Annotated in this window: 24 protein-coding genes; 7 read left to right on the top strand and 17 right to left on the bottom strand. The window is 64.5% G+C overall.

All coding sequences use genetic code 11. The annotated features are described in order from the left end of the window. Positions 1-78: 78 nt before the first annotated feature. The 10 genes from VVD49_RS06370 to VVD49_RS06325 form a co-directional block, all read right to left on the bottom strand. Positions 79-1,164: a phage late control D family protein gene (locus tag VVD49_RS06370; RefSeq protein WP_327598298.1), complete on the bottom strand. Its 1,086-nt coding sequence runs from the start codon at positions 1,162-1,164 to the stop codon at positions 79-81. Between the two features lie 16 nt (positions 1,165-1,180). Then, positions 1,181-1,354, bottom strand: a complete 174-nt coding sequence (locus tag VVD49_RS06365; RefSeq protein WP_327598297.1) for a hypothetical protein — start codon at positions 1,352-1,354, stop codon at positions 1,181-1,183. 14 nt (positions 1,355-1,368) lie between these two features. Next, positions 1,369-2,418, bottom strand: a complete 1,050-nt coding sequence (locus VVD49_RS06360; RefSeq protein WP_327598296.1) for a CIS tube protein — start codon at positions 2,416-2,418, stop codon at positions 1,369-1,371. Next, positions 2,419-2,898 carry a phage tail protein gene (locus VVD49_RS06355; protein WP_327598295.1) on the bottom strand — a complete coding sequence of 160 codons (480 nt, stop codon included), beginning with the start codon at positions 2,896-2,898 and terminating at the stop codon, positions 2,419-2,421. It abuts the gene before it with no gap. Then, entirely contained in the window at positions 2,895-4,496 is a 1,602-nt protein-coding gene (locus VVD49_RS06350) for a hypothetical protein (RefSeq protein ID WP_327598294.1), read from the bottom strand. Before VVD49_RS06350 ends, VVD49_RS06355 begins: the two co-directional genes overlap by 4 nt. A 13-nt stretch (positions 4,497-4,509) precedes the next feature. Further along, positions 4,510-4,953, bottom strand: coding sequence for a phage tail protein (locus VVD49_RS06345; protein ID WP_327598293.1), 444 nt, complete (start codon positions 4,951-4,953; stop codon positions 4,510-4,512). Between the two features lie 139 nt (positions 4,954-5,092). Next, entirely contained in the window at positions 5,093-6,916 is a 1,824-nt protein-coding gene (locus VVD49_RS06340; protein ID WP_327598292.1) for a phage tail sheath subtilisin-like domain-containing protein, read from the bottom strand. A gap of 77 nt (positions 6,917-6,993) precedes the next feature. Beyond that, entirely contained in the window at positions 6,994-7,794 is an 801-nt protein-coding gene (locus VVD49_RS06335; protein ID WP_327598291.1) for a hypothetical protein, read from the bottom strand. Positions 7,795-7,804: 10 nt separating this feature from the next. Continuing rightward, on the bottom strand, positions 7,805-8,413 hold the full coding sequence (locus VVD49_RS06330; RefSeq protein ID WP_327598290.1) for a Pvc16 family protein: 609 nt from the start codon (positions 8,411-8,413) through the stop codon (positions 7,805-7,807). Positions 8,414-8,506: 93 nt separating this feature from the next. Further along, positions 8,507-8,770, bottom strand: a complete 264-nt coding sequence (locus VVD49_RS06325) for a hypothetical protein (protein WP_327598289.1) — start codon at positions 8,768-8,770, stop codon at positions 8,507-8,509. Positions 8,771-9,141: 371 nt separating this feature from the next. Here VVD49_RS06325 and glpD point away from each other — a divergent pair, with 371 nt between their 5' ends. Beyond that, positions 9,142-10,653 carry a glycerol-3-phosphate dehydrogenase gene (glpD, locus tag VVD49_RS06320; protein WP_327598288.1) on the top strand — a complete coding sequence of 504 codons (1,512 nt, stop codon included), beginning with the start codon at positions 9,142-9,144 and terminating at the stop codon, positions 10,651-10,653. On the opposite strand, the gene VVD49_RS06315 is transcribed toward glpD, so the two are convergent. Both VVD49_RS06315 and VVD49_RS06310 read right to left on the bottom strand, forming a co-directional pair. Then, positions 10,637-11,101, bottom strand: coding sequence for a hypothetical protein (locus VVD49_RS06315; protein WP_327598287.1), 465 nt, complete (start codon positions 11,099-11,101; stop codon positions 10,637-10,639). The two genes, glpD and VVD49_RS06315, sit on opposite strands and share 17 nt — an antisense overlap. Before the next feature lie 119 nt (positions 11,102-11,220). Further along, positions 11,221-13,125 carry a hypothetical protein gene (locus VVD49_RS06310; protein WP_327598286.1) on the bottom strand — a complete coding sequence of 635 codons (1,905 nt, stop codon included), beginning with the start codon at positions 13,123-13,125 and terminating at the stop codon, positions 11,221-11,223. A gap of 136 nt (positions 13,126-13,261) precedes the next feature. On the opposite strand from VVD49_RS06310, the gene VVD49_RS06305 reads away from it, so the two are divergent. The 4 genes from VVD49_RS06305 to VVD49_RS06290 all read left to right on the top strand — a co-directional run bounded on the left by VVD49_RS06305 (position 13,262) and on the right by VVD49_RS06290 (position 16,572). After that, positions 13,262-13,750 (top strand): phosphatidylglycerophosphatase A family protein, encoded by a 489-nt coding sequence (locus tag VVD49_RS06305; protein WP_327598285.1) that lies wholly within the window; start codon positions 13,262-13,264, stop codon positions 13,748-13,750. Positions 13,751-13,961: 211 nt separating this feature from the next. Beyond that, positions 13,962-15,005, top strand: a complete 1,044-nt coding sequence (locus VVD49_RS06300; RefSeq protein ID WP_327598284.1) for a substrate-binding periplasmic protein — start codon at positions 13,962-13,964, stop codon at positions 15,003-15,005. A 75-nt stretch (positions 15,006-15,080) separates the two neighbouring features. Continuing rightward, positions 15,081-15,572 (top strand): CinA family protein, encoded by a 492-nt coding sequence (locus VVD49_RS06295; protein WP_327598283.1) that lies wholly within the window; start codon positions 15,081-15,083, stop codon positions 15,570-15,572. 178 nt (positions 15,573-15,750) lie between these two features. Continuing rightward, positions 15,751-16,572 (top strand): HpcH/HpaI aldolase family protein, encoded by an 822-nt coding sequence (locus VVD49_RS06290; protein WP_327598282.1) that lies wholly within the window; start codon positions 15,751-15,753, stop codon positions 16,570-16,572. Positions 16,573-16,645: 73 nt separating this feature from the next. On the opposite strand, the gene murB is transcribed toward VVD49_RS06290, so the two are convergent. The 4 genes from murB to VVD49_RS06270 all read right to left on the bottom strand — a co-directional run bounded on the left by murB (position 16,646) and on the right by VVD49_RS06270 (position 21,675). Continuing rightward, entirely contained in the window at positions 16,646-17,668 is a 1,023-nt protein-coding gene (gene murB / locus VVD49_RS06285) for a UDP-N-acetylmuramate dehydrogenase (RefSeq protein WP_327598281.1), read from the bottom strand. Between the two features lie 148 nt (positions 17,669-17,816). After that, complete coding sequence (locus tag VVD49_RS06280; protein WP_327598947.1) at positions 17,817-18,494, bottom strand: glutathione S-transferase family protein; 678 nt, start codon at positions 18,492-18,494, stop codon at positions 17,817-17,819. A gap of 70 nt (positions 18,495-18,564) precedes the next feature. Further along, the gene (locus VVD49_RS06275) at positions 18,565-19,530 is read right to left on the bottom strand and encodes a complex I NDUFA9 subunit family protein (protein WP_327598280.1); all 966 of its coding nucleotides are present in this window, start codon (positions 19,528-19,530) and stop codon (positions 18,565-18,567) included. A gap of 147 nt (positions 19,531-19,677) precedes the next feature. After that, positions 19,678-21,675, bottom strand: coding sequence for a transglycosylase SLT domain-containing protein (locus VVD49_RS06270; protein WP_327598279.1), 1,998 nt, complete (start codon positions 21,673-21,675; stop codon positions 19,678-19,680). Between the two features lie 181 nt (positions 21,676-21,856). Here VVD49_RS06270 and VVD49_RS06265 point away from each other — a divergent pair, with 181 nt between their 5' ends. Next, the gene (locus VVD49_RS06265; protein WP_327598278.1) at positions 21,857-22,477 is read left to right on the top strand and encodes a 5-formyltetrahydrofolate cyclo-ligase; all 621 of its coding nucleotides are present in this window, start codon (positions 21,857-21,859) and stop codon (positions 22,475-22,477) included. Positions 22,478-22,481: 4 nt separating this feature from the next. Next, the gene (locus tag VVD49_RS06260; RefSeq protein ID WP_327598277.1) at positions 22,482-23,117 is read left to right on the top strand and encodes a hypothetical protein; all 636 of its coding nucleotides are present in this window, start codon (positions 22,482-22,484) and stop codon (positions 23,115-23,117) included. A gap of 5 nt (positions 23,118-23,122) precedes the next feature. Here the strand turns inward: VVD49_RS06260 and glsA are convergent, their stop codons facing one another. Continuing rightward, positions 23,123-24,943, bottom strand: a complete 1,821-nt coding sequence (gene glsA, locus VVD49_RS06255) for a glutaminase A (protein ID WP_327598276.1) — start codon at positions 24,941-24,943, stop codon at positions 23,123-23,125. Positions 24,944-24,989: the final 46 nt, after the last annotated feature.

Genomic DNA, 24,989 nt, shown 5'->3' with positions numbered 1-24,989 from the left:
GCGCGAACTGGATCCCGGCCTTCGCCGGGATGACGACTCTTTTGGCGCGTGAGAGGAGCTTTGAGAAATCGTCCCATCTCAGTTTCCCAAGAACGCGCATTCGGCGTTGAAGTCGGTGCGGTAGCCCTTCGTCATGTCGAAGAGATGGCAGGCGCGCACCACGTAGTAGGTGTTGTCGTACTGCGGTGAGATGCCCGCCAGCTTGACCTTGCTGCCGACGCGCAGCTCCGCATTGCCCTCTGCCGTACCTTCGGCGCAAACGAAGCGGCGCGCGCGCTGGTCGAGCGCCGCCTCGGCGACAGCGCTGGCTTCCTCATCGGTGAAGACGGCAGGCGTCGACAGATGTTCGCTACGCGTGCCGAACACCTCACTGGCCCAGGCCACGCCATTCTTGCCCGCCCCCGGCCCGGCATTGGCGACGCTGCTGACTTCGCCCTTTACCGCCGAACCATCCTTCGGATTCCAGCCCGACACGGTGACGGCGGTGGCCTGATCGGCGAGATCGGCGATGACGCGTACGCGCGCGAGCTGGCTATAAAGCGTGAGGTCTATCGTGCCGCGGCTCACATCCTTGCGTGACGATACCTGCAGGTCGGTGCCGACGATCTGCAGGTCCGCATCGAAGCGCGCCAGCAGGCGACGCAGGAATGACAGATCGGTTTCGTTGAGTTGTGCCCAGGTGCCGGTCGGCGAAGTCAGGCCGGTGACGCTGGGCGTGAGGCCGAGCTCGCTGGCGATGGCGTTGACAACGTCGGCGGGCGACTTCTCCGTGTAGACCTTGCTGCGACGACCGCGTCGCGCCACGGTGAGTGCGTCCTCGGCCAGCACCACCATCTCGGGCGGCGCGCCGTAGTTGCAGACCATCTCCATGGCACTGACCTTGCCCTTGAAGATCTCGCGCGGCGTGGCTTCGTCGCCTGCATAGGCGGCGATCTCGGCACCGAGCTTCAATGTGGAGTTGCCATCGAATGCCAGCTCGGCCTTGCCATCGCCGTTCGCCACCCAATTGACGAAGCGCAGCTCCAGCGTGCTCATGCCGCCTTCGGTCTCTTCCATCTTCATCGCCGTCATGAGTCCTGTGACGCGCTCGTCCTTCTGCCCACCGACGCGCAAGGTCGGACGGGCACTGAAGATGGCGGATTCGCTGACGGAGGCTTCGGGCATGTCTCTTGTCTCGCGATCAGTCTGCAAGGATCCGCGCATGGCGGTCGGCAATCAGGCGCAGGTTGCGCTCCAGTTCGGCAGGTGCGTCTTCACCCGAAGCACCGGGCTTCTGCGCGGGCGCGCTGCTGGCTTCGCTGGTTTGCGGATCGCGCTGGATGCTGGCCGTCACTTCTTCGAATGTAATGGGCATATCCGTCCTCCTCTTCAGTCGAAGCCGATGCGTGCATTCAGATCGGCGCTGGCACCCACATCCGCCGACAGGCTGCCGCCGCTCTGCACGCGTGCGCGACCACCCGGGCCAAAGGACGCTGCGCCGCTCACGCCTGCCGCAGGCAGCAAGGCTGCACGGGCATCACCGACGCTCACGCTGAGGCTCGGCGGCGAAACGCGCAGGCCGGTGAAGGCCTCACCGGCCGTGGCCTGGATGCTCAGGCCGCCACCCACGCTGACACCCGCGCCAGCACTCACGCCTGCGCCGCCACTGATGCCGATGCCTCCACCAATACCTATCCCGGCACCAACACCCACTCCCACTCCCACTCCGCCACCAATGCCTGCGCCAATACCGGCACTCGCACCCACCGAGAAACTCGCGGCCGCAGACAGGCTGATCTCGCCACCGACACTCAGCGAAGCACTGCCACCAAAGCGCAGGCTGTCCGAGCCATTGGCGCCCGCAATCGAACGCGCCGCGCGCGGATCGCCCATGGCGTTTGCAACATCCGCAGGACCGGCACCCGCCGGCGCACTCACGGGATCGAAGCCGGGATCGCCATCGACGCTGGCCGCAGGATTCTTCTTGCTCTGGAATTCGACTTCCTGACTCGACAGGGTCAGGTTGATGCTGGCGCGCAGCGGCACGCCGCTGGCGGCGAAGAAGTCGATGGTTTCCTTGTACTGCTCGACCACGCCCTTGAAGGCATACGTGCCCCAGCCGAACTCGACCTTGGGCGCGAACTTCTTCTTGCCGTCCTTGGCGGGTTCGAGCAGACGAGAGATCTTCTCGGTCTGCTCGCGCACATCACCACCGGTGTCCGTCGTGTCGAAAACCAGCGTCATGGTCAGCTTGCCACTGGTCTTCTTCACGAACTGGCGCGCAGCGTTGCTGCCCTTGTCGTCGAACTCGTTCGACAGGGTGTATTCCAACGAGGCCGGATTGAACTGCACCGGGAACGGGTCGCCACCCGCGCCCGTGCCTTCGAGCACTTTGAAGGTGGCTTTTTCTACGGTGGGGATGTCGGGCAGCATCGGCATTTACGCGCCTCCCCCGTCGACGAGGCGGAAACCCTCGTGCGCGAGATGCAGTTCCTCGACGCCGACGTCCGTGCCCTTGGCATTCAGGTCGGCCGCCTTGAACTTCACTGGCAGACAGCTATCCAGCCCCCAGGTCACGACTGTCTCGCCCGCCGCGTTCTGCATCTGGATTTCTGCGGATAGGCGATACGCGTAAGCGCCACCGGAAACCAGCTGGAACCACTTGAACAGGTCACGCGTTTTCGTCATGCCACGCTTGAGCACGACCGTGGCGAAACTCACCGAACCGGCGCGCTGCACGCCACCATAGTTAAGGCCACCTTCCTTGATCACCTTGGGCTCCATCGTCGCTTCGAGTCCCGTGCATTCGGCGAAGGCACCGCTGCACACCTCGACCGGCGAGCTGCCACCGCTGCTCTTCTTGAAGCTGATGTGGAAGCGGAAGACGTGGAGAGGGGGGAGGAGATTCTCGTCGCTCATGCGACCTCCCGCATTGCATTCTTCCCCGCCGTATTGGCGAGATTGAGTACGACGGTGATGCGCTCGATCGACATGGCTGGCCGCACGCTGATGTGCACGATCAGGCGACCGGCATCGAGATCGGCCTGCGTCATGGTGTTGCGGCCGCACAGCACGCTGAAGGCCTCGGCGGCGCTCGCGCCGGAGAAGGCACCTTCGCGCCAGAATTCCATAAGCATGTCTTCGATACTGCCGCGCAGCTGTGCCCAGAGCTGCGGGCCATTCAGATCGAAGGCCACGCCATCACCTGCGACACGCGCCGCACGCAGGATGGTGCCCATCAGGCGGCTCGCACCACCGAAGCGCCAGGATTCGTCCGGCGAGGTCGTCACATCCGATTGCAGTGCCCAGCCATCGGGTGCTTGCGCAAAAGTGCAGACATGCTTCGCCAGCTGACCGGCCGGGCTGTCATCGCCTTGACCCCAGGCCGGCACCGGCTCGGCGCCGGCGATATCACGCAGGCGCGGCATGGAGAATTCACCCGCGACAGAACGGAAGCTGCCGCGCAGTGCAGCGCCCGTGGAAATCAGTCCTGCCAGCACGCCATCTGGCGATTCGAGCCCCTCGGGCAGATCGCCGGAGGCTTGCGTACGCAGCCAGGGCCAGGCGAGCTGCACGAAAGCGCTGGCGACGCCCTCGTTCGTCGTGCCGATGCTGCCATCCTTGCTGATGACACCCACGCGCTGCAGGTAGGCCAGCATGTCGCCCTGCGCATAGACACGACCGGCGCCGCTGACGCGCTGGGTGTTCACGTCAGGCAGCGGCAGGGATGCGATCAGCATGACCTCGCGCTGATAGCGATTGAGGAAACCGCGCGCCGCGCTAACGGCGAGTTGCCATGCGGCGTAGCCGCGGCTATCGAGGCGTGGCGCGGGCACGTCACGCAGGCCGGTGTCGTCACTGACTGGATCCTCTTCGCTGCACTCGACGAAGCCTTCGGGCGTCGGTGGTGGCGTGATGGTCACGTCCGGCACGATGGGCTCGAAGGTGCAGGCGTCGGCGAGATCAGGCATGACCAGCATGCTGTTCTCGCGCAAGCCGTAGAGATGGTGGATGCCTTGCCAGGTGCCGGGGTCGTACGGCGCGAAGGGATAGGCCGGTGCATCGCGGTCGGCAAAATCCGGCAGCATCTTGCGCAGGCGTGTGCGGCGGTTGGCGGCGCGATTGCTGCCTGACTCGAGGAAGGGCCAGGGATCGCCCACACGTATGACGATGGCACGCTTGCCGCCACGCGAGAAGAAGCTGCGCACGGCCGCGCCGAGATAGGTTGCGCACTGCGTGCTGCCGTCGACCGCCAGCGGCCGCGCCTCCCAGGCGAAGAGTTCGTCGAAGAGATCCCAGCTGTCGATGACGACGGGCAGGTTCTCGAGACTTTCGATCTGCGAAGCAGGCTTGCGGTAAGTCCCTTCGACCCAGCCCGCCGCCACCAGCTGCGCGCGCAGCGCAGCCGGCAAGGGCCGCAGCGGCCGCCGCGCGACGAAGCCGATGAAGCAGGCGACGTCGGCACGGTGGCGATCAGCTTCGGCCAGCGGCGAGGCAGTTTCGAAGTACAGGCTCATGGCGAAGCGGTGATCAGACCGTCAGTTCCAGCGCTTCGGCGGAGAGTACGACCTCCTCCATCGCGACGTCGCCGCCGCCCTTGCCGGCCAGCGTCGGTCCCGTGTACTTCATCGGGATCACGCCACGCAGCACCCAAGACTGCACGGGCTTCTGCGACTCGTCGAGCAGGGTGATGGTGACGCTCTTCTGCGCGGCAGGCCCTTGTGTGCGGGCCTGGCCGATCCAGTCGAACAAGGTCTTCGAGTTGAGGATGCCGCGCTTCAACGTAACGTCGTTGACCTTGTGCACGCCACCGACCTTGCGCACATGGTTTTCCTTGTCATTGCCGAAGCGGTATTCCGCGACCGTGATCTCGGTGCCGATGCCGGAGACATCGGAGAAGCCACCGAAGATCTCGCCGCCATCGAAATTCACCACAAAATTGAAAGCGCCATAAGGCGTAGAACGATTTGCCATTAGAAATCTCCTTGCATAACGTTGATCGTGAAGAAGCCGTAGCGAGCGGGATCGAGGTTGATACGAGGAGCGGAGCTGTACTGAGGTACAGCGAGCACCGGAGTATCAAGATCGACCCGCGCAGTAGGCTTATTCATGATCAGGAACGGGCGTCGGCGGTTTTTTGCCCGATGCGGAAGATCACGAACTCGGCCGGCTTGATGATGGCCACGCCGATCAGGCAGATGAGGCGCCCGTTGTCGAGATCGTTCTGGGTCATGGTGCTGCGGTCGCAACGCACGAAGAAGGCCTCTTCGGTCGATGTGCCCAGCAGCGCGCCACTGCGCCACTCGTTGTAGAGGAAGTCGGAAATCGTCTGGCGCACATTGGCCCACAGGCGCTCGCCATTCGGCTCGAACACCGCCCATTGCGTGCCACGATCGATCGACGATTCGAGGTAGTTGAAGTAGCGGCGGTCGGAGACGTACTTCCATTCCGGATCGCTGGACGCGAGGCGCGCGCCCCACACACGATTGCCACGACCCGACAGGTAGCGCAGGCAATTCACGCCGAGCGGATTGAGCAACTCCTGCTGCGCGAAGTTGATATCGGATTCGAAGCGCAGTGCGCCCGTCACCACTTCATTCGCTGGTGCCTTGTACACGCCGCGTTGCGTATCGTTGCGGGCATAGATGCCGGTGACGAAGCCGGACGGTGGCAGTGCGATCTGCTTCGGAATATCGTCACGCCCGGGACGCGCCAGCGGGTTCGACACGACAACCCATGGGTAGTACAGCGCGGCGTACTTCGAGTCGATCTGGCCACGTGCCACGCGCATGTCACCCGGCGTCTGGTTCGGTGCGGAGTCCAGCACAGCGATGCGATAGGCACGACGCTTTTCCGCGTGTCCGATAAGCACACCCTGGATAGCCTGGCGGTCGCTGTAGGCACTCGAACCCGGGGCTGCGACGATGGAGATGTCTTCGAGTCCGGAGAGCAGGGCCAGGCCGGCGGCATAGGAACCGTCAACCGTCTCTGCACCCGTCGTCGGCGCAGCGCCGTCGGTGCCACCGGCAAGGTTCAGCACACGGCGACCTTCGCTGTCGCCAGCCACGGCAGGCAATGCCAGAAAGGCATCGCGCAGTGCAAAGGCCGTGGTGCCATCGGGGATATCTGCCCATACGAGATTGGCCAGCGCATCGGCACGATTCGGCGGTGTTTCGGCCAGCACGGCAGCCAGCGCACGCGGGTGCGGCGCGGCATAGCCCAGTTCGTCCCAGCCCTGGCCGTAGCCGTCGGCATCGACTGCCTCGACCGACAAGGTCAGCAGCTCGGCGACAGCGCCTTCACCACCCGGCGTGGCGGTCAGCGGCAGGGGCTCATCATCTTCGTCTGTCAGTGCCAGTGCCGCAGCTTCGCTGTCTGCCCAGGCGCCCGATGTCTTCAGGTAGATCGTCTCGGTGTCTTCAAGCGTGATGCTCAGCAGGCTGCCGTCCGGCGCGGTGCCCAGGGTGCGCACCGTAGCGGGACGCCTGGCTTCGCGCACCAGCACGTAGCCGTTGTAGGCCGCACCGGGGAAGCGCGCGCGGATGGCCGTATCCGGTCCGGCGGGCAAGGGGTCTTCGCCATCGGGTACTTCAGGCACGACACCTTCGAGCACGACACCAGCGGCGTTCGCTGCACCGTTCGACGCGCGGATCACGTAGAGACGTGTGCCGCCGTTGTCGAAGTAGGCACGCGCGGCGTGGGCCACGAAATTGAGTTTGAGCGCGGCGTCGGATACATCGCTCAGGTCGAGGTTTTCCAGGCTGCCGTAGATGCGTTCGAAATCCGGCAAGCTGGTCACCAGTTCCGGCGTGCCCCCGATGGGGCCACGACGCGTAGGACCTACAAAGGCGGTGGTACTGGTTCCCACACCTTCGATGGACTTCGCGCGGAAGCTGGTTTCCTCAACATATACGCCGGGTGCCAGATATTCAGGCATGGCTTATCTCCTTTGCATGAAGGTGGAGGGGTGAAACACGAAACCCGTACAGGTCATGGATGCGCATGTGAGTGCACTCATGGCAGTGCGAGCAGGAAGGAAATCGATTGCGAACGCCCGGCCGCCAACTGCACGGATTGCGCTGCATTGGGCAGCGCTGCGCGGTTGGCTTCGAGCACATCGGGATTGACCAGCGGCATCACCGCCGGCGCACGTGCGGCGAGCACATTGGCGGCCGTGGTGCGCACGCCGGCAGCCGGGTCGAAAACGAGTTCGAGCTGGGCTGCGATCTCGGTAATAACCACCACATTCTCATCATCGGACCAGGTGGTGACCGGCACGCCGGGCACGGGCACCAGCGCTTCGCCGCGCCAGTCCGTCATGCCACGCGCGAGAACCTTGCCGCCACCGAGCACGCGCAGCAGCGCGCCACCCAAGGCGTCGCCCGAACCATCCGCAGTGACATTCACGCGCAGCACCGACCAGTTGACGCCAAGCGGCGCCACGCCCGCTGGATGCATCTCAACCTCGATGGGCCGGAACAGCGAATCGCCATTGGCTGCATGCAGGGGCGATGGATCACGCGGCAGGGCCAGCGAGGCCACCCGCGGCAGATAGCGTCCGGAAGGATCACGGATCGTCGCAGTCAGGCTCACCGCACCCGCGGCCGGTTGCGTTGGAAAAGAATCCGTAAAGGCTGGCAGGGCATCCGCCGCAAGGATCACGAAAATGCCGCTGCGATTGCGCTGGATGCGCGCATCCGCCACTTCGACTTGCAGGGGCACATCCACCGTCACGCGCGTCGTCGCGTCGACACAGCGGAAGGCGCCGACGATGCGGCGCTCCAGACGCTCGAGTTCGCGGATCACCAGACTCATAGTGAGGGCCTCATGCCGCAGCCTCCACCCCGGCCGGCGTCGCGGTGCCATAGCCGAAACGCGTGGCGACCACGCGGTGCGAGTCGAGGATGGTGTCCGGATCGATGCGCACCAGACGCGCGATGTAGGGCACGGAGATGCGATACGAAGGATCGAGCGCATCCCAGATGCGCATCATCTCTTCGGTGGGCAACTCTGACGGAATGATCTGGATGACTTCGTCGCTGCCCCAACCCGCTTCGGGCGACAGCGAGGAGGCGTCGAGAATCGGGTACAGGTAGAGCTGGCGCATGGTCCAGGCAAGCATCAGCTGCTCATCCTGCGCGTTGCCTGCCCATGCGGTCAGCATGAAGTGCAGATCCAGCCCGAGCGGCGCCTGCTGCTCCTGCGACATCAGCGCCGGGCGTTGCTGGCGGCTATGTTCGTTGACGGTGACGCGATACAGATAGAGCGTGATGCGTGTCAGCGCATCATCGATCGAACCTGCCATCTCACCGGAAGACATCTGCGCGAAATCGGCATCCGGCATGTTCACGCCCGCCACCACCTTGGGGTAGGTGTTGCGCAGGAAGGTCGCGATGGAAGAGCCGACCGAGTGGATGGCGAGTACGTTGGCCATGGCCTTACCAGCGCCCTCGCCCGCACATGTCGTGCGTGAAGTCGATAACCCACTGTCGCATCAGCTGTCCCACCTTGTCGTCACCTGTCAGCCTCACACTGCTTTCCGTCTTGTCGCGCGCCAGAGAAGCCCCGCCCCGCCCAGCTCCAGCGCCTCGACCTCGCCAATCTCTTGCAGGCGCTCAAGTGCCTGCCTCACCTCGTCCGCCGAAGCGCCCTCACCGCTGGCCTGCTGCCAGCCGTGCAGCCACCATTGCGCGACACCGATCTCGCTGTCCGCAGCGCCCGGGTGTCGTGACAGGTAGTCCTTGATCGCCTCGACCACGCGATCGAGATGCGCGTCGGTTGTAGTGCGCAAACTGTTGCTCCCGAAATCGCGTTGCAGGCAGCTATTGCGAAAGCTGTGCCAGACCGGAAATAAGCTTCAAGTCATTGATTCAAAAATAAATAGAGAGATGACACAGACGCGTTGACCGGGCGCCCGGGTCGGCGACGACCCGGCCATTCATGACCGGGCCCGTGTTCACGCGGTGTAGCGGGGAGGGTCGGCGGCGACCCGGGTGGGTGAAAGCCGACCCCCTCGCCGGCGTACGCAGCAACGCGGCCGCGATGACAAGGCCCGGAACGCTTCCGGACAGCGATGACCGTCAGCCTCCGGGCGCCCGGCGAAGGCTTGCCGTCAGGCATCGAGCGTGCATAATCGGGCGAAACAGCCGGGGCGCACTTTCAATGACGGACCTGAGCAGCACCCTTTTCGATCTGGTGGTGGTGGGCGGTGGCATCAACGGCGCCGGCATTGCGCGCGATGCTGCAGGGCGGGGCCTCAAGGTGCTGCTGGTCGAGCGCGAAGATCTGGCCCAGCACACCTCGTCGGCGAGCACGAAACTCATTCATGGCGGTTTGCGTTATCTCGAGAATTTCGAGTTCTCGCTGGTACGCAAGGCACTTGCCGAGCGCGAAACCCTGCTCAACGCCGCCCCCCATATCACCTGGCCGCTGCGCTTCGTCATGCCGCATGACGATGCCATTCGCTCTCGCTGGCTGGTGCGCGCCGGACTGTTTTTCTACGACCATCTGGCGCGACGCGACCGCCTGCCCGCCTCCGAGATGCTGGACCTGTCGAAGCATCCCGCAGGCAGCGCACTGCAAGCACAATGGCAGCACGCCTTCGAGTATTCGGATGCCTGGGTCGATGATGCGCGGCTCGTGGTGCTGAACTGTGTCGACGCTGCGGAGCGCGGTGCCACCGTGCTGACGCGCACGGCCTGCACGCGCGCCCTGCGTGGCGAAGATGGCTGGCAGATCGGCTTGCGCGACGACGCCGGGATTGAAACGACGCTGCATGCGCGGGCACTCATCAATGCGACCGGTCCGTGGGTGGCGAGTTTTCTGCGCGATACCGGACAGCGTCCGAGGCATCGCGTGCGCCTGGTACGCGGCAGTCATATCGTCGTGCCGCGCCTGTTTGCGCACGACAAGGCCTACCTGTTCCAGAACCCGGATCGACGTATCGTCTTCGCGATTCCCTACGAGCGCGACTTCACCCTGATCGGCACGACTGAGACTACGCACGCAACGGAAGCGAGCGCCGTGCACATCAGCGCTGAGGAGACGGACTACCTGTGCGCGACCGCCAGCCGCTTCTTCCGTGAGCCCGTGACGCCCGAGCAGGTACGCTGGAGTTTTTCCGGCCTGCGCCCGCTGCTCGACGACGAACACGCCGCGCTGTCACGCAATACGCGCGACTATCTGCTCGAACTCGACGGTGAAGATGCACCGCTACTGTCTGTCTTCGGCGGCAAGATCACGACCTACCGCAAACTTGCCGAAGAAGCCGTCGGGCGCATCCAGAATCTGCTCGGCCATCATGCGCCGGACTGGACGGCACGCGCCCCGCTGCCTGGCGGCGACATGGCAGATGCGGACTTCGCGCGCTTTCGCAACAGCCTGTCGCAGCAGCACAGATCGATGCCAGAAGCATTAATTGATCGGCTGGCTCATGCCTACGGCACGCGCTGCAGGCACATTCTCGGGGGCGCAGCAGGCAGCGCGGCTCTCGGCGAGGAAATCCTGCCGGGACTGTTCGAGCGCGAGGTGGATTACCTGATCGCGCACGAATGGGCGCGCACGGCAACTGACATACTGTGGCGACGCAGCAAGCTGGGCCTGCACCTGCAGGCCAACGCGACGCAGCTGCTTGATGCGTGGCTGGAAGCGCGGGCGCTCAACCCGAGATCTTGATGCCGGACTGAGCGCGGAATTCCACTACACCGAGCCGCTCGCGACAGTCGCCGCAATCGAAGCCCAGCCCCTCCAGCCAGTCGCACGCTTCATTGATCGACAGGAAGTTCTCGGCCGGCAGCGTGGTGAGCTTCATGTCCTTCTGCTGCTCGAGCACGCGCGGCATGAAATTTCCGCAGAAGACCCGTGCCTCGGCAGCCAGGCCGTGAGCCTCCATCCAATGCACGATGTGCGCAGCCTCGCTGAAGCTCTCCGGCGTGGCACCTTCCCACTCACGGTGATCACCGAGCACGGGCCAGCGTGCAGGCTCGCCACAGGCACGCCAGAAGGCCTGCACTTCGCGTGTAACGCGGCGAGCCCCCTCGAGGTTGAACGAGCCCCTCAAGCGCACGACGATGAGTTCGCCATAGCGCTGCAGTTCTATCGTGCCGTGTGGATCCCCATTCATGCGTGTCTCCGGTCTGTCCGCCTGCAGCTATCGTTCTTGTTGTGCCTCCGCGGAAAGGCTGCATCAAGACAGACGGGCTGGCAATCAGGGGGCTTGCTTATGCATGCCAGCACGACACATCAATCCGGCACGAAGCGCACGCGCACGAAGCCTTCGCTGGCGGGGTCCTTGAGCCGGATCGCGATCCGCGTGAACGTCAGTCCCTCTTCATCCACCTTCTCGCTGACCAGTTCGTACGGCGCCGAGCTCTCCACCTGCGCCTGCAGCACTTCGTTCTTCTGCCACAGCGCAATCCTGCCGTCACCCCGGTCTTTCCAGTTATTGCCTGCAATGAGCGCGGTCTCGAAGATCTGTGGTGAGCGGAAGGCGAAGCGGTCTTCGATGAGCACATTCTCGCTGCGCCCGCGCTCATGCCGCAGGCGGCGCGTCAGGCTGACCATCGAAGGCTCGGTATAGGCGGCCATGATATCCAGCGTGATCTCGTCGGCAGCATCACTGAATTGCGTGGTCAGGACTCGCGGCGCGACCTTCGTTGCTTCGCTCTGCAAGGTACCCGCCGGCAGGGGCACCGGGTGACCGTAGGAGTTGATGCCCTTGATGGTGTAACGCTGCTTGCTGAAAGTCTTGGCGGAGTAGACGGTCATGCCCACGTCACCGGTCGGCTGCTCGGCCACGAGCCCGATCGCATACGAGCCGACATCGTTGTGGCTGTGATTGCCATTGCCACCGGACTTGATCGACACCCCCAGCCTTCCACTGGAAGCCGGCCGTGAGACCAGCACGCCGACCTGATCGAAGTAACTCTGCAGGCCGATGCGGGTGTTGCCGCGCGCGGGCGTGCTTGCTTCGGGGACGGCAGCCGGCTGCGCAAACAGCGTCATCACAGCCTTGACCAGCGGTGCCGAGTTGGGCGCCTGCACTGCAGTGATCGGCAGGCTGGCCAGCTGCTGCGGCATGCCTAGCGCAAACACCTGGTTGGCATAGGCGCGCGTGAAGTCGTCCATCTTCGTATTGCGCGAGGCGTCACCAAAGGCCGCGATATTGCCGGGCAACATCTCGATGCGATAAGCGTACAGCGCGACTTCGCGCACACGAGCGTCGGCAAACAGATCCACCGTGGCGGCGGTGGCCTGCATGAGCAGCTCGCGCAGTTCCGTGAAATGCGAGAAGCCGTAGTTCCAGTAACCCGGGCCCTCGAGCGCATAGCCGTCAGCCGGGAAACCGGCCACGTACTTGCGGATGTAATGCTCGCCCGCCGCCACGAACATGGCGCGATCACGCGCATCGGGCAGCACGGCCAGCGCGGCGCCGACGACGCCTTTCAGGCACACCGCATTCCAGTTGTGATCCGCCTGCAACCACCAGTGATCCCTGCCACCCTGGTTGAAGCTCTGTCGCATCGGAGCAAAGACGCGTGCTTCAAGCGCTTCCATGGTTTTGCCGCGCACCTCGGCACCGAGCTGCGGGCCGAGCATGTAGAGCGTCTGCGCCAGCTCATGCGCAGTATCGGCGGCCAGCAGATCCACCTCATAACGGTGATCGCGGAAATTACGCAGCGTGGCGTCATGTGTCGCCCAGGTCCACGTGGCCTGCGCATCGAGTTCGCTCAAGGTACGTTCGATGGCCGGCAGGAAACGTCCCTTCCATTCGACGCACTCGGCGATGACGAGCGGGTACAGCCAGGCTTTTCGCGCATTCATCATGCGCTCGCCGTTGGGGCGCGTTCCCTTGCGGCTGTACTCAAGATAGGCGTCGTCGTTCCACTCGGGAAAGTTCTGCACCAGCAGCTTGCTGGCGGCCGCTGTCAGGGCGGACAGGCGCGCTGCCATACCCGGCGCCTCCCAGGCCGCACGATCGCTACAGACGGGGCCGGAACCACGCGCCTGGGCGGGCACCACTCTCGTCAGATCGGTCACGCGCTGCCAATCCAGTTCGGCGTAGGCAGCGGCCGGGTTGCCCAGTGCATTTGCAGCGATGAGCGCCAGGGCCCACCCGGTGCGAAGAATCATTTGAGGCAACGACACGCGATCACTCCAGAAAAGAACCCGAAGATGGTATCGACCTGGAGACGCATTCTCTTGACCCGGTCGCTGCCACCACTCTGACGCCACGCCGCGGGTGTGGCACCATGCTGCACCCTCACGCCGTCACGCCAAGCCGATGTCCCGCCCTACCGTCCGCCTGCTGCTCTCGCATCCCGCTCATTTCCTGTCGCTAGGCTTGGGCAGCGGACTCTCGCCAGTCGCACCGGGCACGGTGGGCACCCTGCTTGCCTGGGCACTGTTTGCGCTGATTCGCCCGCCGTTTTCCGAATTGGGTTTCGGCCTGTTCCTGCTCGCTGCCTTCGTCGCCGGCAGCCTCTTCGTGCCACTCACCGGGCGTGCGCTGGGTGTGGTCGATCACGGCGGCATCGTCTGGGACGAGTTCGTCGCCATGTGGCTGGTGCTGTGGCTGGCACCGGCAGGTTTCTGGTGGCAGCTTGCCAGCGTCGTGCTGTTCCGCATCTTCGACATCCTCAAACCCTGGCCGATCCGCATCGCCGATACACGCTTCAAGAACGGCTTCGGCGTCATGTTCGATGACCTGCTGGCCGCTGCCTATGCCTTGCTCTGCCTGGCCATCGGCGTGCGCATCATGGCCACCGTCTGACCCGTGGAAACATAAATTAACACCACGAAAGCCTTGCGGGGCGCGGGTTTGCGGGCGGTTTACATGTTTCCGGATTCGCAATGCATGGCGCCGTACTACCATTAGAATTACGGCCAGCGTGGCCGCCTTGTCATCTACTACTTTGGTAGTATGCGGACTCGTTCGATTACAACACACAACACTCTCACTCAAGAGAGGAAACATCCGAGACATGATGCTGAAACTGGTCCAGGCTCTCAGCAACAGATTCCTGTCGCCCGCGCGGGCGACCGCACTACCCATTGCGTGCCCACATTCCCGCTGCGTTCAAGCCAGCCTGAATCCACTCGTCATCGTGTTCTGCGCGCTCGTTGCGAGCGCGCCACTGCATGCGATGGACGTCGCCATTCTCGATGCGCCCGTCAACGAGATCGACAAGCGCAACGACTACACCAACATCCTGCTCACGGAGATCCTGCAACGCACCCAGGCGAAGTACGGCGCGTTCCGCGTCGAGTACGCGCCCAGCTACATGTATCGCGACCGCCTGCTGACCGAGCTGAAGCGCGGCGTGGTCGTGAATGTGACGGCCAAGGCCACGCGCCCGGACTGGGAAGACAGCGAGCTGCTGACGCTGCGCATCCCGGTCGATAAAGGCATCACTGAGTACCGCATCTCGTTGATCCGCGCAGGTGACCAGGACAAGTTCAGCCGCATCACCGACATCGAAGACCTCAAGCGCCTGACGCTGGGCGTCGGTCACGCCTGGTCGACACGCCAGGTCTTCCAGGCGCTCAACTTCAAGTACGAGGCCGCTGCCGACTGGGAGAGCCTCTACAAGATGCTCGTTGCCGGGCGCTTCGATTACTTCCCGCGCGCGCTTTCCGAAGTGTTTGTCGAGTATGACGATCGCAAATCCAGTTTCCCGGACATGGCTATCGAGAACTCGATGCTGCTGTACTTCCCGCTGCCCAAGTATTTCTTCGTGTCACCGCAGGCACCGCGCCTGGCGGCACGCATCGACGAAGGTTTCAAGGCAATGATCAAGGACGGCTCGTTCGACAAGCTGTTCCTCAAGTACCACCAACCGCTCATCGACCGGGCAGATTTCTGCTCGCGGCGCATCCTGCGCCTGAACAACCCGCTGCTCTCCGACAAGACGCCGCTCGACAAGCCCGAATACTGGTACGACCCTTACCAGAAGCGGTCCGGCCGCAACACGAAGGCCGGCTGCGTCACACCCGCGTCGGCTTCGCCTGCACACAAACGCCCCTGACTGCCGCATGATTGCCACTGCCTGAAATGGCAGCGCAATATGGCGCTGCCAATCTGCAGTCCGTGGAGCTTTCTCATGCATGAAGAACTTGTCAGCGCCGCACGCGAGGCCGGCGCCTGGTTACAGGCGCGCAACTGGCGACTGGTGACCGCCGAGTCCTGCACCGGTGGTCTGGTCGCGGCGGCCATCACCGAAATCGCCGGCTCCAGTGGCTGGTTCGATCGCGGCTTCGTCACCTACACCAACGAATCCAAGCAGGAGCAGCTCGGCGTGCACGCTGCCACCTTGCAGCAGTTCGGCGCCGTCAGCGAAGCCACCGTGCGTGAAATGGCGTTCGGCGCCTTGCGGGCCAGCAAGGCAGACGTCGCCATCGCCATCTCCGGCATTGCCGGTCCGGGCGGCGGCAGCCCCGACAAACCTGTCGGCACGGTGTGCCTGGCCTGGGCCAGGAAAGAAGAGCCTCTGAGCGACGTCGTGGCGCTCACCGCGCACTTCGAGGGCGGGCGTTCGGCGGTGCGTCTCGCCGCCAGTCTTCTGGCGTTACAGGCCTTGTCAAATCGTGCATAGTGAACAGTGAAACACTGCTTGCAGCACATGCCGGGTTTTGTCGCGGCATGTGCGTAGCGATGCGCCGTGAGCAGCAAACTGATTTCAGGAATGGTTCGACACAGCACCTGGGCAGCTTCATCTCCAGCTCCGGGCCGTGTTCGCCGTAATGACCTTTTCAGCACAGAGGTGACCCATCATGAACGTCAGCACGGCCCCCACGGTTCCGAAGAATTTCTTCAAGCACGCCATCCTGCAAAACAAGCTGCAGGTGGGCCTGTTTTCGCTACTGTCGCATCATGTCTCCGCGGAAATCCTCGCCGGCTGCGGCTTCGATTTCATCATCCTCGACACCGAGCATGCCCCCAGCGACGTGCTGCTGGTGCTGCAGCAGCTGCAAGCCATGGTCGGCGGCAGTGCGCACGCCATCGTGCGCCCGGCAACCAATGACGTCGTTCTGATCAAGCGCTTGCTCGACATCGGCGTGCAGACCCTGATGGTGCCGCATGTGCAGAATGCCGCCGAGGCGCGGCAAGCCGTGTCTTCAATGTTGTACCCGCCGCGCGGCATACGCGGACTCGGCCCGGTGTCGCGCGCGGCCAACTACGGCCGCATCAACAACTATCACGAGCATGCAGAGGCCGAGCTGTGCCTGATGGTGCAGATCGAGAACCAGCAAGGCCTCGACAATATTGAGGAGATTGCCGCGGTGGAGGGCGTGGACGCCATCTTCATCGGCCCGGGCGACCTCTCTGCCGAGCTCGGCTATATCGGCCGCGCCACCCACCCTGACATGCGCCGCGTCTTCAAGGACGCCATCACCCGCATCGTCGCCTGTGGCAAACCGGCCGGCATCGTCGCCAGCGATGAAGCACTGGCGCGCGAGTACATCAGTGCCGGCATCAACGTACTGGCCTCGGGTGCCGATGCCATCCTGCTGGCGCGCGCAGGAGAAGACCTCGCCCAGCGCTTCAAGCGCCTCGATTCCACGACCCCCCAGCTGGCGGATCGAGCGGGCTGAACCCCTTGAGTGAACGAGCAAGAAAAAAGGCCGGGAGCAATCCCGGCCCTTTTTTCGTGCGCAGCACAGTCGCTTACAGCAGCACCGGCTCCTGCTCCAGCGCCACGCCGAATTTCTCCTGCACGGCTGCGCTGACGCTGTCAGCCAGTCGCAACACGTCCTCGCCGGTCGCGCCACCGAGATTGACCAGTACCAGCGCCTGCTTCTCGTACATGGCCGCACGCCCGAGGCTGCGGCCACGCCAGCCGGCCTGTTCGATCAACCAGCCCGCGGCCAGCTTGACGCTGCCATCAGCTTGCGGGTGATAGGGCAGCTTCGGCCAGGCTTCGGCCAGGGCGGCAAAGCGCTCGGCGCTGACTACCGGGTTCTTGAAGAAGCTGCCCGCATTCGGCAGTACAGCCGGATCTGGCAGCTTGCGACTGCGAATGCCGATCACCGCATCGGACAACTGCGTCGGCGTCGGCTCGCTCAGCCCCAGCGCCTTGAGCTCATTGGCGACATCGGCATAGGCCGTCACGGCATGCCACTGCTTGGGCAGGCGGAAACTGACCGCCGTGATGATGAAACGCCCGGCAGCCTGCTGCTTGAACAGGCTGTCACGATAGGCGAACTGGCAGGTCTCGCGGTCGAGGGAGACGATCTGGCCGCTGCGCAGATCGACGGCCTCCAGCGCAAAGAAGCGGTCCGCCAGCTCGACACCATAGGCGCCGATATTCTGGATAGGCGCAGCGCCGACAGTGCCAGGAATCAATGACAGGTTTTCCAGCCCGGGCCAGCCATGCTCGAGCGTGAAGCGCACGAACTCATGCCAGTTCTCGCCGGCGCCGGCACGCACGATCCAGGCATCGTCCAGCTCGCTGACCAGGGCGCGCCCGGGAATGCGGATGTGCAGGACGAATGCTTCCAGATTGCCACGTAGCACCACATTGCTGCCGCCGCCGAGCACCACGACGCGCTGACCGTCCAGATCGCCGCGCCGCACCAGCTTGAGCAACTGCTCGGCCGAATGGATTTCGGCATAGCGCTTGGCGCTGGCGGGCAGGCGCAAGCTGTTGAGGTCGTTGAGCGGCGTGTCTTCGAAGACGGGAAGAAGCATGGGTCGTGTGCTGGAAATGAAGACGAGGCGACGGCAATCGACTCGCTGCGCTGTAAAACGGCGCTAAGGGCGCCATTATCACCCGGTAGATGGAATGCGGCGCGGGCCGATCATCGGCTGCATGTATCGGCTGCATGTGCGCCGCGGCTCAGCCGTAGCTGTCGTAAGCGGCAATCAGATGGGTTTCGGCGCTGGCGGCGACCCGCCATTCCTGTACATGGGGATGAGTCAGCACTTCGCCAAGATAACGACAGGCGAGAGGGCTCAATGCGTCCTCGCCCACCGCGTAGGTCGCGAAACGCATGCATACCGGCGCGTACATGATGTCGGCAATGCTCCAGGCGCCGAACAACCAGGGGCCGGCCACTGGCGCCTGCATGCCGAAGCGCTGACGGCAGTCCTGCCACAGCGCATCGATACGCGCGATCTCCGCCAGCACCTCTGGCGTACGTCCGTGCCCCGCGTAGTCCTTGCGGATATTCATCGACATATGCGTACGCAAGGCGGTGAATCCGCTATGCATTTCGGCACTCACCGCGCGCGCCACGGCACGCGCCCGCGCATCGGCAGGCCACAGCGCCGGGTTCAGCTCGGCAAGGTATTCGGCGATGGCCAGCGAATCCCAGATGGCGATCCGGCCCTCTCCCTCACCGTCGATCAGGCAAGGCACACGCCCCGAGGGGCTGTAGCGGCCGATGTGGTCGGCGGTGTCAGCCTCACGCAATGGAATCTGCACGGTTTCGAAAGGCAAGCCGCTGGCCCTGGCGGCCAGCCAGCCGCGCATGGACCACGATGAGTAGTTGTAGTCGCCGATGATCAGCTGCATGCCGGGCACCTCGTTATCGGTACTGCTGCGAGTCACCGATTGTGGGCCGGTATTGCAGCCTGCGCCAGCCTCAGACGGCGCGGTGGGCGCGCTGGCGGAACTGGTTGAACAGGCTGCGCCAGCCGCGATCGTGCCGCAGCCAGAGTGGCGCCACGGTTTCCATTGCGGTCGCGGTCAGGCCGAACGGCATGGGCGCGCCGCTCGCCACGCTGTCGCGATGCATCGAGCGCAGATTGTCGCGGCTCATCAAGGGCCCCGGCAGGCATTCCATGCAGGCGGCCTGCAGCATGGCCACGGACTCCGGCAAAGGCAGCACGACGCTCCAGTGACGTTGCAGCTTCACCACGTAGCGCACCAGTTCGGCCAGCGTGTAGATGCGCGGCCCTGCCAGCTCGATGACTTCGTTGACGCCAGCGCGCTGCTGCAAGGCATGCACGATGGCGCTGACCACGTCTTCCACGAACACGGGCTGGAAGCGCGTGTGCGCGCCACCCAGCGGAAACACGGGCAACCAGGAGCTGAGCTTCGAGAACAGGTTGAGGAAGTCGTCACCAGGCCCGAAAACGACCGAGGGACGGAAAATCGTCCATTCGATCTCCGGTCCGGCGGCACGGATGGCCGCCTCGCCATCGGCCTTGGAACGCAGGTATTCGGACGGGCCGTGCACATCAGCGCCGAGCGCGCTGAGGTGGATCAGGCGGGGCACTTCGGAGAGCCGCGCGGAGGCGACCACCGTGCGCGGCAGGTCGACATGGGCGCGTGCAAACTCGGGGCCGTACGGTACGTCGGATTCGGAATGCAGCACCCCCACCAGATTGACCACGGCGTCAGCCTGATTCATCAGCCCGCACAGCACGCTGGTATCGCAGCAATCCACCTCGACCACGTCTATCGTCGGCAACAGCCGCAGGGGAGCGGCGCAGCGCGCGTGACGCGTCGGCACGATCACGCGTACGCCCAGCCCGGTCAGGCGTTGGGCGAGACTACGGCCGATGAACCCGGTTCCCCCGATGAGCAGGACGGTGCGCAAGGTCATGATGTGTACGTGCTTCCAGTCGTGGCGTATATGTCGAACATGGCCCAGTCATCATGCAAGGTCAAGTGCCAACCGCATATCGGCGCTGACCCGCAGCCACCCGGCCGGGCGATGCCATTTGTCCGTCACGAACGGCGGGTGGCAAGCCTAACGGGCGTCAGCCAGCGCTTCGCCCGGCACCGTGCCGAGCAGACGCGTCAGGGATACAGGCTTGCCATCCAGCACGACCGCGTACGCGACGGCATTGGCCATCACCTTCTTTACGTAATCGCGTGTTTCGGTAATCGGGATCGATTCAGCATAGATGGCGCCTTCCAGCGGCTTGCTGTCACGCCAGCGCTTGGCCCGGCCCGGCCCGGCGTTATAGCCCGCCGTGGCCATGACGGGCGAGCTGTAAAGGCTGTCGAGGACACTGCGCAGGTAGGCAGTCCCGAGTTGAATGTTGGGCTCCGTCTGGGCCAGCAGGCTCACGCTGAAGCCTTGCATGCCGACCTGGCGTGCCACCATCTTCCCGGTGGCCGGCATGATCTGCATGAGCCCCTGTGCGCCCACCGACGAGCGGGCTACCGGGTCGAAGCGGCTTTCCTGCCGTGTCAGGCCGTAAACCCAATGCAGGTCCAGGCCCCGGACGCGCGATTCGCGCGAGAAGATGTCGTAATAGGGCGCGAGGTAGCGCAGGCTGTAGTCGTGCTGCTGGCGCGTACGCTCGGCAGCGTTGATGGCGCGATCGAACAGCCCCATGCGGCGCGCATAGTCGGAAGTCGCCAGCAGCGTGCGGTCATCCGCCCCGCGCATGCCCCAGCTCCATTCACGCAACGCAAGGCTACGCTGGTCGAGACGGAACAGTGCCAGGGCGCGTTGCACGGCGACATTCTCCTCGACGCGCGACATTTCCAGCACCGTTGGCGGCACGGCAGCCAGCGGCCAGTTGATGCTGCGGCCCAGCGCTTCAGCTGACAGGATGCCGTAGAAATGCGGCTCACCGGCCAGGCGCTCATAGAAGACGCGCGCCTCTGCAGTCTTGTTCTGTTGCGACAGGGCGCGGCCCTGCCAGTAAGTCCACTCGGGGAGATTGCGTTGCGCCTGCGTCATGGCGTCCAGCGAGGCCTGCACCGCAGTCCAGTCACCGGCGCGCAGTGCGCTGCGCATCTGCCAGGCCATCTGTTCGTCGCCCATCGGCATGCCCGGCGCAAGCTCGCGCGCGCTGGCAAACCACTGCACGGCCTCCGGCATCTGCGCCAGGGCAGCACCCCAGGCAATCTGCCCGATGGCATAGCCCCGTTCGGCCGCGCTGTAGTGGGTGTCTTCGAGCGCGCGCCAGCGTGTCAGCGTGGTTCGCGCATCGCTGCGTGCCGCCCGCGCCACCGCCGCCAGCACCAGCTCGCGTGCCGGGCGCGACATCGCGCCGCGCGCCGCGGGCGATGCCAGGTATTGCAGTGGATTGTCGAAGGCACGCCCCAGCGCCCCAGCGTCCGGCGCCAGTCCGTCCGGCAGCATTGCGGCGGTCTGGCGTGCGGCGGCCAGCTTGTTGAGCTCGACCATGCGACGCAAACGCCACTGTATGTCTTCACCCGACTTGCGGCCGGCGTCGACCAGCATCTGCAAGGGTGCAGCGCAGGCGTCCATGACATCGCCCAGCGTCTGCCATTGCGCCTCCAGCATTTTCAAGGCCGGTTCGGCCGCGCTACCGCGCGCCTTGACTGCATCGCACAGCAGTTCCGCATCGGGCTGCTGCAGGCGTGCATATTCGTCGTTGAAGATCTGCCACTGGCCTTCACGCCCGAGGCGTTTGAGCCAGTCGGCGCGCAGCCGCTCGGCGACCAGCGTGCCGTCGTTGAGCTGCAGGAAGTCGCGGATCGCCTGCATCGGCAAGGGCTCGCCGATGCGTGCCACGCGCGTCGTCAGCAGCCAGTAGCCGACATAGGGCTCGAGGGGGTGCTTGCCCGGCGTGGCCAGCATCTGCTCCAGGCGGCTGGTGTCGCCGCGCGTCGCCGCGTCATAGGCCGCCAGAATGCGCGCATCGTCATTCCTGTCGATCGGCGCTACAGGCTGCGCGCCGGCTTGCGCGCTCGCCAGGGAGGTGGCCACCGAGGTGACCAGCAAGGGCAGGCACAGCAATGGCCGGCTCGCGTACCATGCCCGCATCAGATTCCGTGCTGCGCTCTTTACTGCTTTCTTTGCAATTCGCATTTTCTCGACTTCGTTCCAACCAGGACCCACCCGAAAACTCCTGCCCGCCCAATTCATGCGATACGACGAAAATACGCGCCGACACACGACTTGCCGCATGGCAATCCAGCGCCATTCAGGCCTCGGAGGATAGCACGTGGAATCCACCCACCCGGACCGTAAAACCCAGCGCCAGCGCATCATTGCGGCGCGTGAAGCACTGCCGCCGGAGACCCGTGCGCAGCTCGAAAGCGCCTTGCTGATGCGCCTGCGTGCGCTACTGGAAGAGCTCGCCGCACCCACACTGCATATCGCTCAGACACTCGGTTTCTGCTGGCCGTTCCGTGGCGAACCGGATTTGCGTCAGCTCGTCACCACCTGGCTTGCCGCCGATCCCGCACGTCGCGCCGCGCTACCCGTCGTCGTCGACCAGAACGCACCGCTCGCCTTCCGCATCTGGACGCCTGACAGCGTGCTGGCGCCCGATCGCTACGGCATCCCGACGCCCGTAGCTGGCGACACGCTGACACCTGCCCTGCTCCTCATTCCCGTTAACGGCTTCGATTCGCGCGGCTTCAGGCTGGGTTACGGTGGCGGCTATTTCGACCGCACGCTGGAGAGCCTCAGCCCGCCGCCACTGACCATTGGCGTCGGCTACGAACTCGGCCGCATGCCACACATCGCCGAAGGCGCCCACGACCGGCCGCTGGACTGGATCGTCACCGAGGCGGGCGCTTTCAAGGCCGAGCGCGATCCGCAGCGCCCCGGCCCGGCCTGAATCCATGGACCTTCTCGCCCACATCGACAACTACTGCGAGCGCACCGACCCGTCGCTCTGGTCAGAACCTCTCAATGCGCTCAGCAATCTCGCCTTCCTGATCGCGGCTGCCGTGCTGTGGCGGCAGGCGCATGGCAACACCCGACAGACAGAACTGCGCTGCCTGGCGACCCTGATCGGGCTCATCGGCGTCTGCAGCGGCCTGTTCCATTTCTTCGGCACCGTGTGGGGAATGATTCTCGACGTGGCCGGCATCGCACTGTTCATCCTCGTCTACATCCAGCGCTACCTGCGCCAGCTCGCACGCTGCCCGCAATGGGCGTGCTGGCTCGGCGTCGCCGTCTTCGTCGCAGCGGATCGCGCCATTGCGAAGCTCGGCAGCTTCGGTCTGAATGGCTCGGAGGGCTACCTGTTGCCCGGCGTCACCTTGATGGCGTTTGCCGTGTGGTCACGCTGGCACAGCCCTGATGCCACGCGCTGGCTTGGCGCCGCCAGCCTCGTCTTCGTGGTGTCCTTCAGCCTGCGCACGCTGGACATGGCACTTTGCGCGCACTGGCCGTTCGGTACGCACTTTGCGTGGCATCTGCTCAATGCGCTGGTGCTGTATTGCTGCGCGCGCGGCCTCGCCGGGCGTCGCTAGCAAGCTCAGGCCAGCGCAGCGATCCACTGCGTCGCGGTGCGCAGCTTGTCCGCCAGATCCTTGGCAAGGTTCGCCAGCAAAGTGCTCTTGAATTGCGGATCTCGCGCCGAGATGCGGTCGAGATCCGCTGCGTCGAAGACGATGCAGCTGCTGTCGACGTCGGCAAAGACCGAGGCGCTGCGATGGGTGGCGCCGAGCAAGGTCATCTCGCCGAAGACCATGCCCGGGCCGAGCGTCGAGATGCGCTGGTTGGCGCCGTCCTGCAGCGGCACGACCACGCTGACCTGACCGGACTGGATGAAGAAGATGCGGCCATCGCTTTTCTCGCCGCTGACGAGAATGGGCGCCTTGGCCGCATACATCTGGCGGATGCCGACCTGCTCCAGCTCCTGCAGCAAACCCTCGGGCAGGTCCTTGAACAGCCGGGCGTCCTGCAGGCGACCGGCGACCGCCGGCATGGCCGCACGGTCTTCGAGCAGGCGGTTCTCGCACCACTCGACCGCCAGATCGTTGTCTTCGAAACTCAGGAAACCCAGCCCCGCGCCTGCAGTCTTGCTGAGCGGCGCCGAGATCTGCGGCCGGCCATGGATGCGCGAGAAGGCCACGGCAATGTCGTCGTCGCGGAATGCAGCGCGCGCCTGGTTGAGCAGGCGCGCCGCGCTGTCGGAGATGCCGATGACCTGATGCATGTCGAGGATGAAGCTGTGCGTGTCCGGCGCCAGCGTCAGCATCTGGCGGATCACGTATTCGATGCCATCCACCGCCAGGTAGCCGTTGAGGCTGAGGTACTTGATGCGATGCGCCCGCTCCTTGAGCAGCTCGCGCGCTTCGCCACCGGGCTGTCGCCGCGAAGGTGCACTACTGGCCGTATAGATGCGCCCCAGCGCCATCGACGGGTCTGAGGTCCAGCTGAAGATGTTGAGGCCGATGTCGCGCGACAGGCGCTTGCAGACCTCGATGCCGCGCACGCTATTGCCTTTCTCGTCGAGGCGCGGCGAGAACACGCCGATGCCGAAACGGCCGGGCAGCACGGCCACGATGCCGCCGCCGACACCGCTCTTGGCCGGCATGCCGACTTCATACAGCCAGCTGCCGGCGTAGTCGTACATGCCGCAGGTCGCCATCACGCCGAGCACGCGCTCCACGTATTCCGACGGCAGGGTGCGCACGCGGCTGAGCGGATGCGTGCCGTTATTGGCCAGCGTCGCCGCCATGTAGGCGAGGTCACGGCAATTGACGAGGATCGAGCACTGGCGGAAGTAGTTCTCCAGCTTCGCCATCGGATCGCCTTCGACGATGTTGAAGTTCTTCAGCATCCAGGAGATGGCGCGGTTGCGATGGCCGGTCTCGCTCTCGGAACGGCACACCGCTTCATCGACGCTTACCTCGTGCCCGATGAACGCCGCCATCGCCGCTTCGATGCGTCGCCACTGTGCCTCCGGCGTATCGCCAGCAACGATGCTGGTCGTCGCGATGGCACCAGCATTGATCATCGGATTCAGCGGCGCCCCGGTGTGGGGATGCAGGCTGATCGAATTGAAGGCGTCGCCACTGGGCTCCACGCCGACCTTGGTGGCCACGTATTCCTGCCCACGATCGGCAAGGGCAGCTGCATACACGAAGGCCTTGGAGATGGACTGGATGGTGAAGCTCGCACCGGTGTCGCCAACGCAGTAGGCCACGCCGTCCATCGTCACCAGGCAGATGCCGAACTGCTCGGCGTCGACCCGCGCCAGCTCCGGGATGTAGCTGGCGAGCTGCCCGCCACGCTCTGAACTGAGTTCCTTGTGCAGCGCTTCCAGATAGGTCTGTATGGGCGATTTCATGGTCGTGATCTGGTGGTGGTAGGCAACGGCGGATTGGTTATGCAAA

Origin of the sequence: Uliginosibacterium silvisoli (assembly GCF_036017035.1) — a bacterium.
Lineage (GTDB): Bacteria > Pseudomonadota > Gammaproteobacteria > Burkholderiales > Rhodocyclaceae > Viridibacterium > Viridibacterium silvisoli.
This window is presented reverse-complemented; position numbering and strand designations above follow the sequence as displayed.

Excerpts from the sequence above, each read along its gene's own strand:
- VVD49_RS06335 (WP_327598291.1), bottom strand. The coding sequence starts at position 7,794 with ATGAGTCTGGTGATCCGCGAACTCGAGCGTCTGGAGCGCCGCATCGTC.
- glpD (WP_327598288.1), top strand. The coding sequence starts at position 9,142 with ATGACGGACCTGAGCAGCACCCTTTTCGATCTGGTGGTGGTGGGCGGT.
- VVD49_RS06370 (WP_327598298.1), bottom strand. The coding sequence starts at position 1,164 with ATGCCCGAAGCCTCCGTCAGCGAATCCGCCATCTTCAGTGCCCGTCCG.
- VVD49_RS06295 (WP_327598283.1), top strand. The coding sequence starts at position 15,081 with ATGCATGAAGAACTTGTCAGCGCCGCACGCGAGGCCGGCGCCTGGTTA.
- VVD49_RS06290 (WP_327598282.1), top strand. The coding sequence starts at position 15,751 with ATGAACGTCAGCACGGCCCCCACGGTTCCGAAGAATTTCTTCAAGCAC.
- VVD49_RS06270 (WP_327598279.1), bottom strand. The coding sequence starts at position 21,675 with ATGCGGGCATGGTACGCGAGCCGGCCATTGCTGTGCCTGCCCTTGCTG.
- VVD49_RS06365 (WP_327598297.1), bottom strand. The coding sequence starts at position 1,354 with ATGCCCATTACATTCGAAGAAGTGACGGCCAGCATCCAGCGCGATCCG.
- VVD49_RS06360 (WP_327598296.1), bottom strand. The coding sequence starts at position 2,418 with ATGCCGATGCTGCCCGACATCCCCACCGTAGAAAAAGCCACCTTCAAA.
- murB (WP_327598281.1), bottom strand. The coding sequence starts at position 17,668 with ATGCTTCTTCCCGTCTTCGAAGACACGCCGCTCAACGACCTCAACAGC.
- VVD49_RS06340 (WP_327598292.1), bottom strand. The coding sequence starts at position 6,916 with ATGCCTGAATATCTGGCACCCGGCGTATATGTTGAGGAAACCAGCTTC.
- VVD49_RS06280 (WP_327598947.1), bottom strand. The coding sequence starts at position 18,494 with ATGCAGCTGATCATCGGCGACTACAACTACTCATCGTGGTCCATGCGC.
- VVD49_RS06275 (WP_327598280.1), bottom strand. The coding sequence starts at position 19,530 with ATGACCTTGCGCACCGTCCTGCTCATCGGGGGAACCGGGTTCATCGGC.
- VVD49_RS06305 (WP_327598285.1), top strand. The coding sequence starts at position 13,262 with ATGTCCCGCCCTACCGTCCGCCTGCTGCTCTCGCATCCCGCTCATTTC.
- VVD49_RS06315 (WP_327598287.1), bottom strand. The coding sequence starts at position 11,101 with ATGAATGGGGATCCACACGGCACGATAGAACTGCAGCGCTATGGCGAA.
- VVD49_RS06300 (WP_327598284.1), top strand. The coding sequence starts at position 13,962 with ATGATGCTGAAACTGGTCCAGGCTCTCAGCAACAGATTCCTGTCGCCC.
- VVD49_RS06260 (WP_327598277.1), top strand. The coding sequence starts at position 22,482 with ATGGACCTTCTCGCCCACATCGACAACTACTGCGAGCGCACCGACCCG.
- glsA (WP_327598276.1), bottom strand. The coding sequence starts at position 24,943 with ATGAAATCGCCCATACAGACCTATCTGGAAGCGCTGCACAAGGAACTC.
- VVD49_RS06355 (WP_327598295.1), bottom strand. The coding sequence starts at position 2,898 with ATGAGCGACGAGAATCTCCTCCCCCCTCTCCACGTCTTCCGCTTCCAC.
- VVD49_RS06330 (WP_327598290.1), bottom strand. The coding sequence starts at position 8,413 with ATGGCCAACGTACTCGCCATCCACTCGGTCGGCTCTTCCATCGCGACC.
- VVD49_RS06350 (WP_327598294.1), bottom strand. The coding sequence starts at position 4,496 with ATGAGCCTGTACTTCGAAACTGCCTCGCCGCTGGCCGAAGCTGATCGC.
- VVD49_RS06345 (WP_327598293.1), bottom strand. The coding sequence starts at position 4,953 with ATGGCAAATCGTTCTACGCCTTATGGCGCTTTCAATTTTGTGGTGAAT.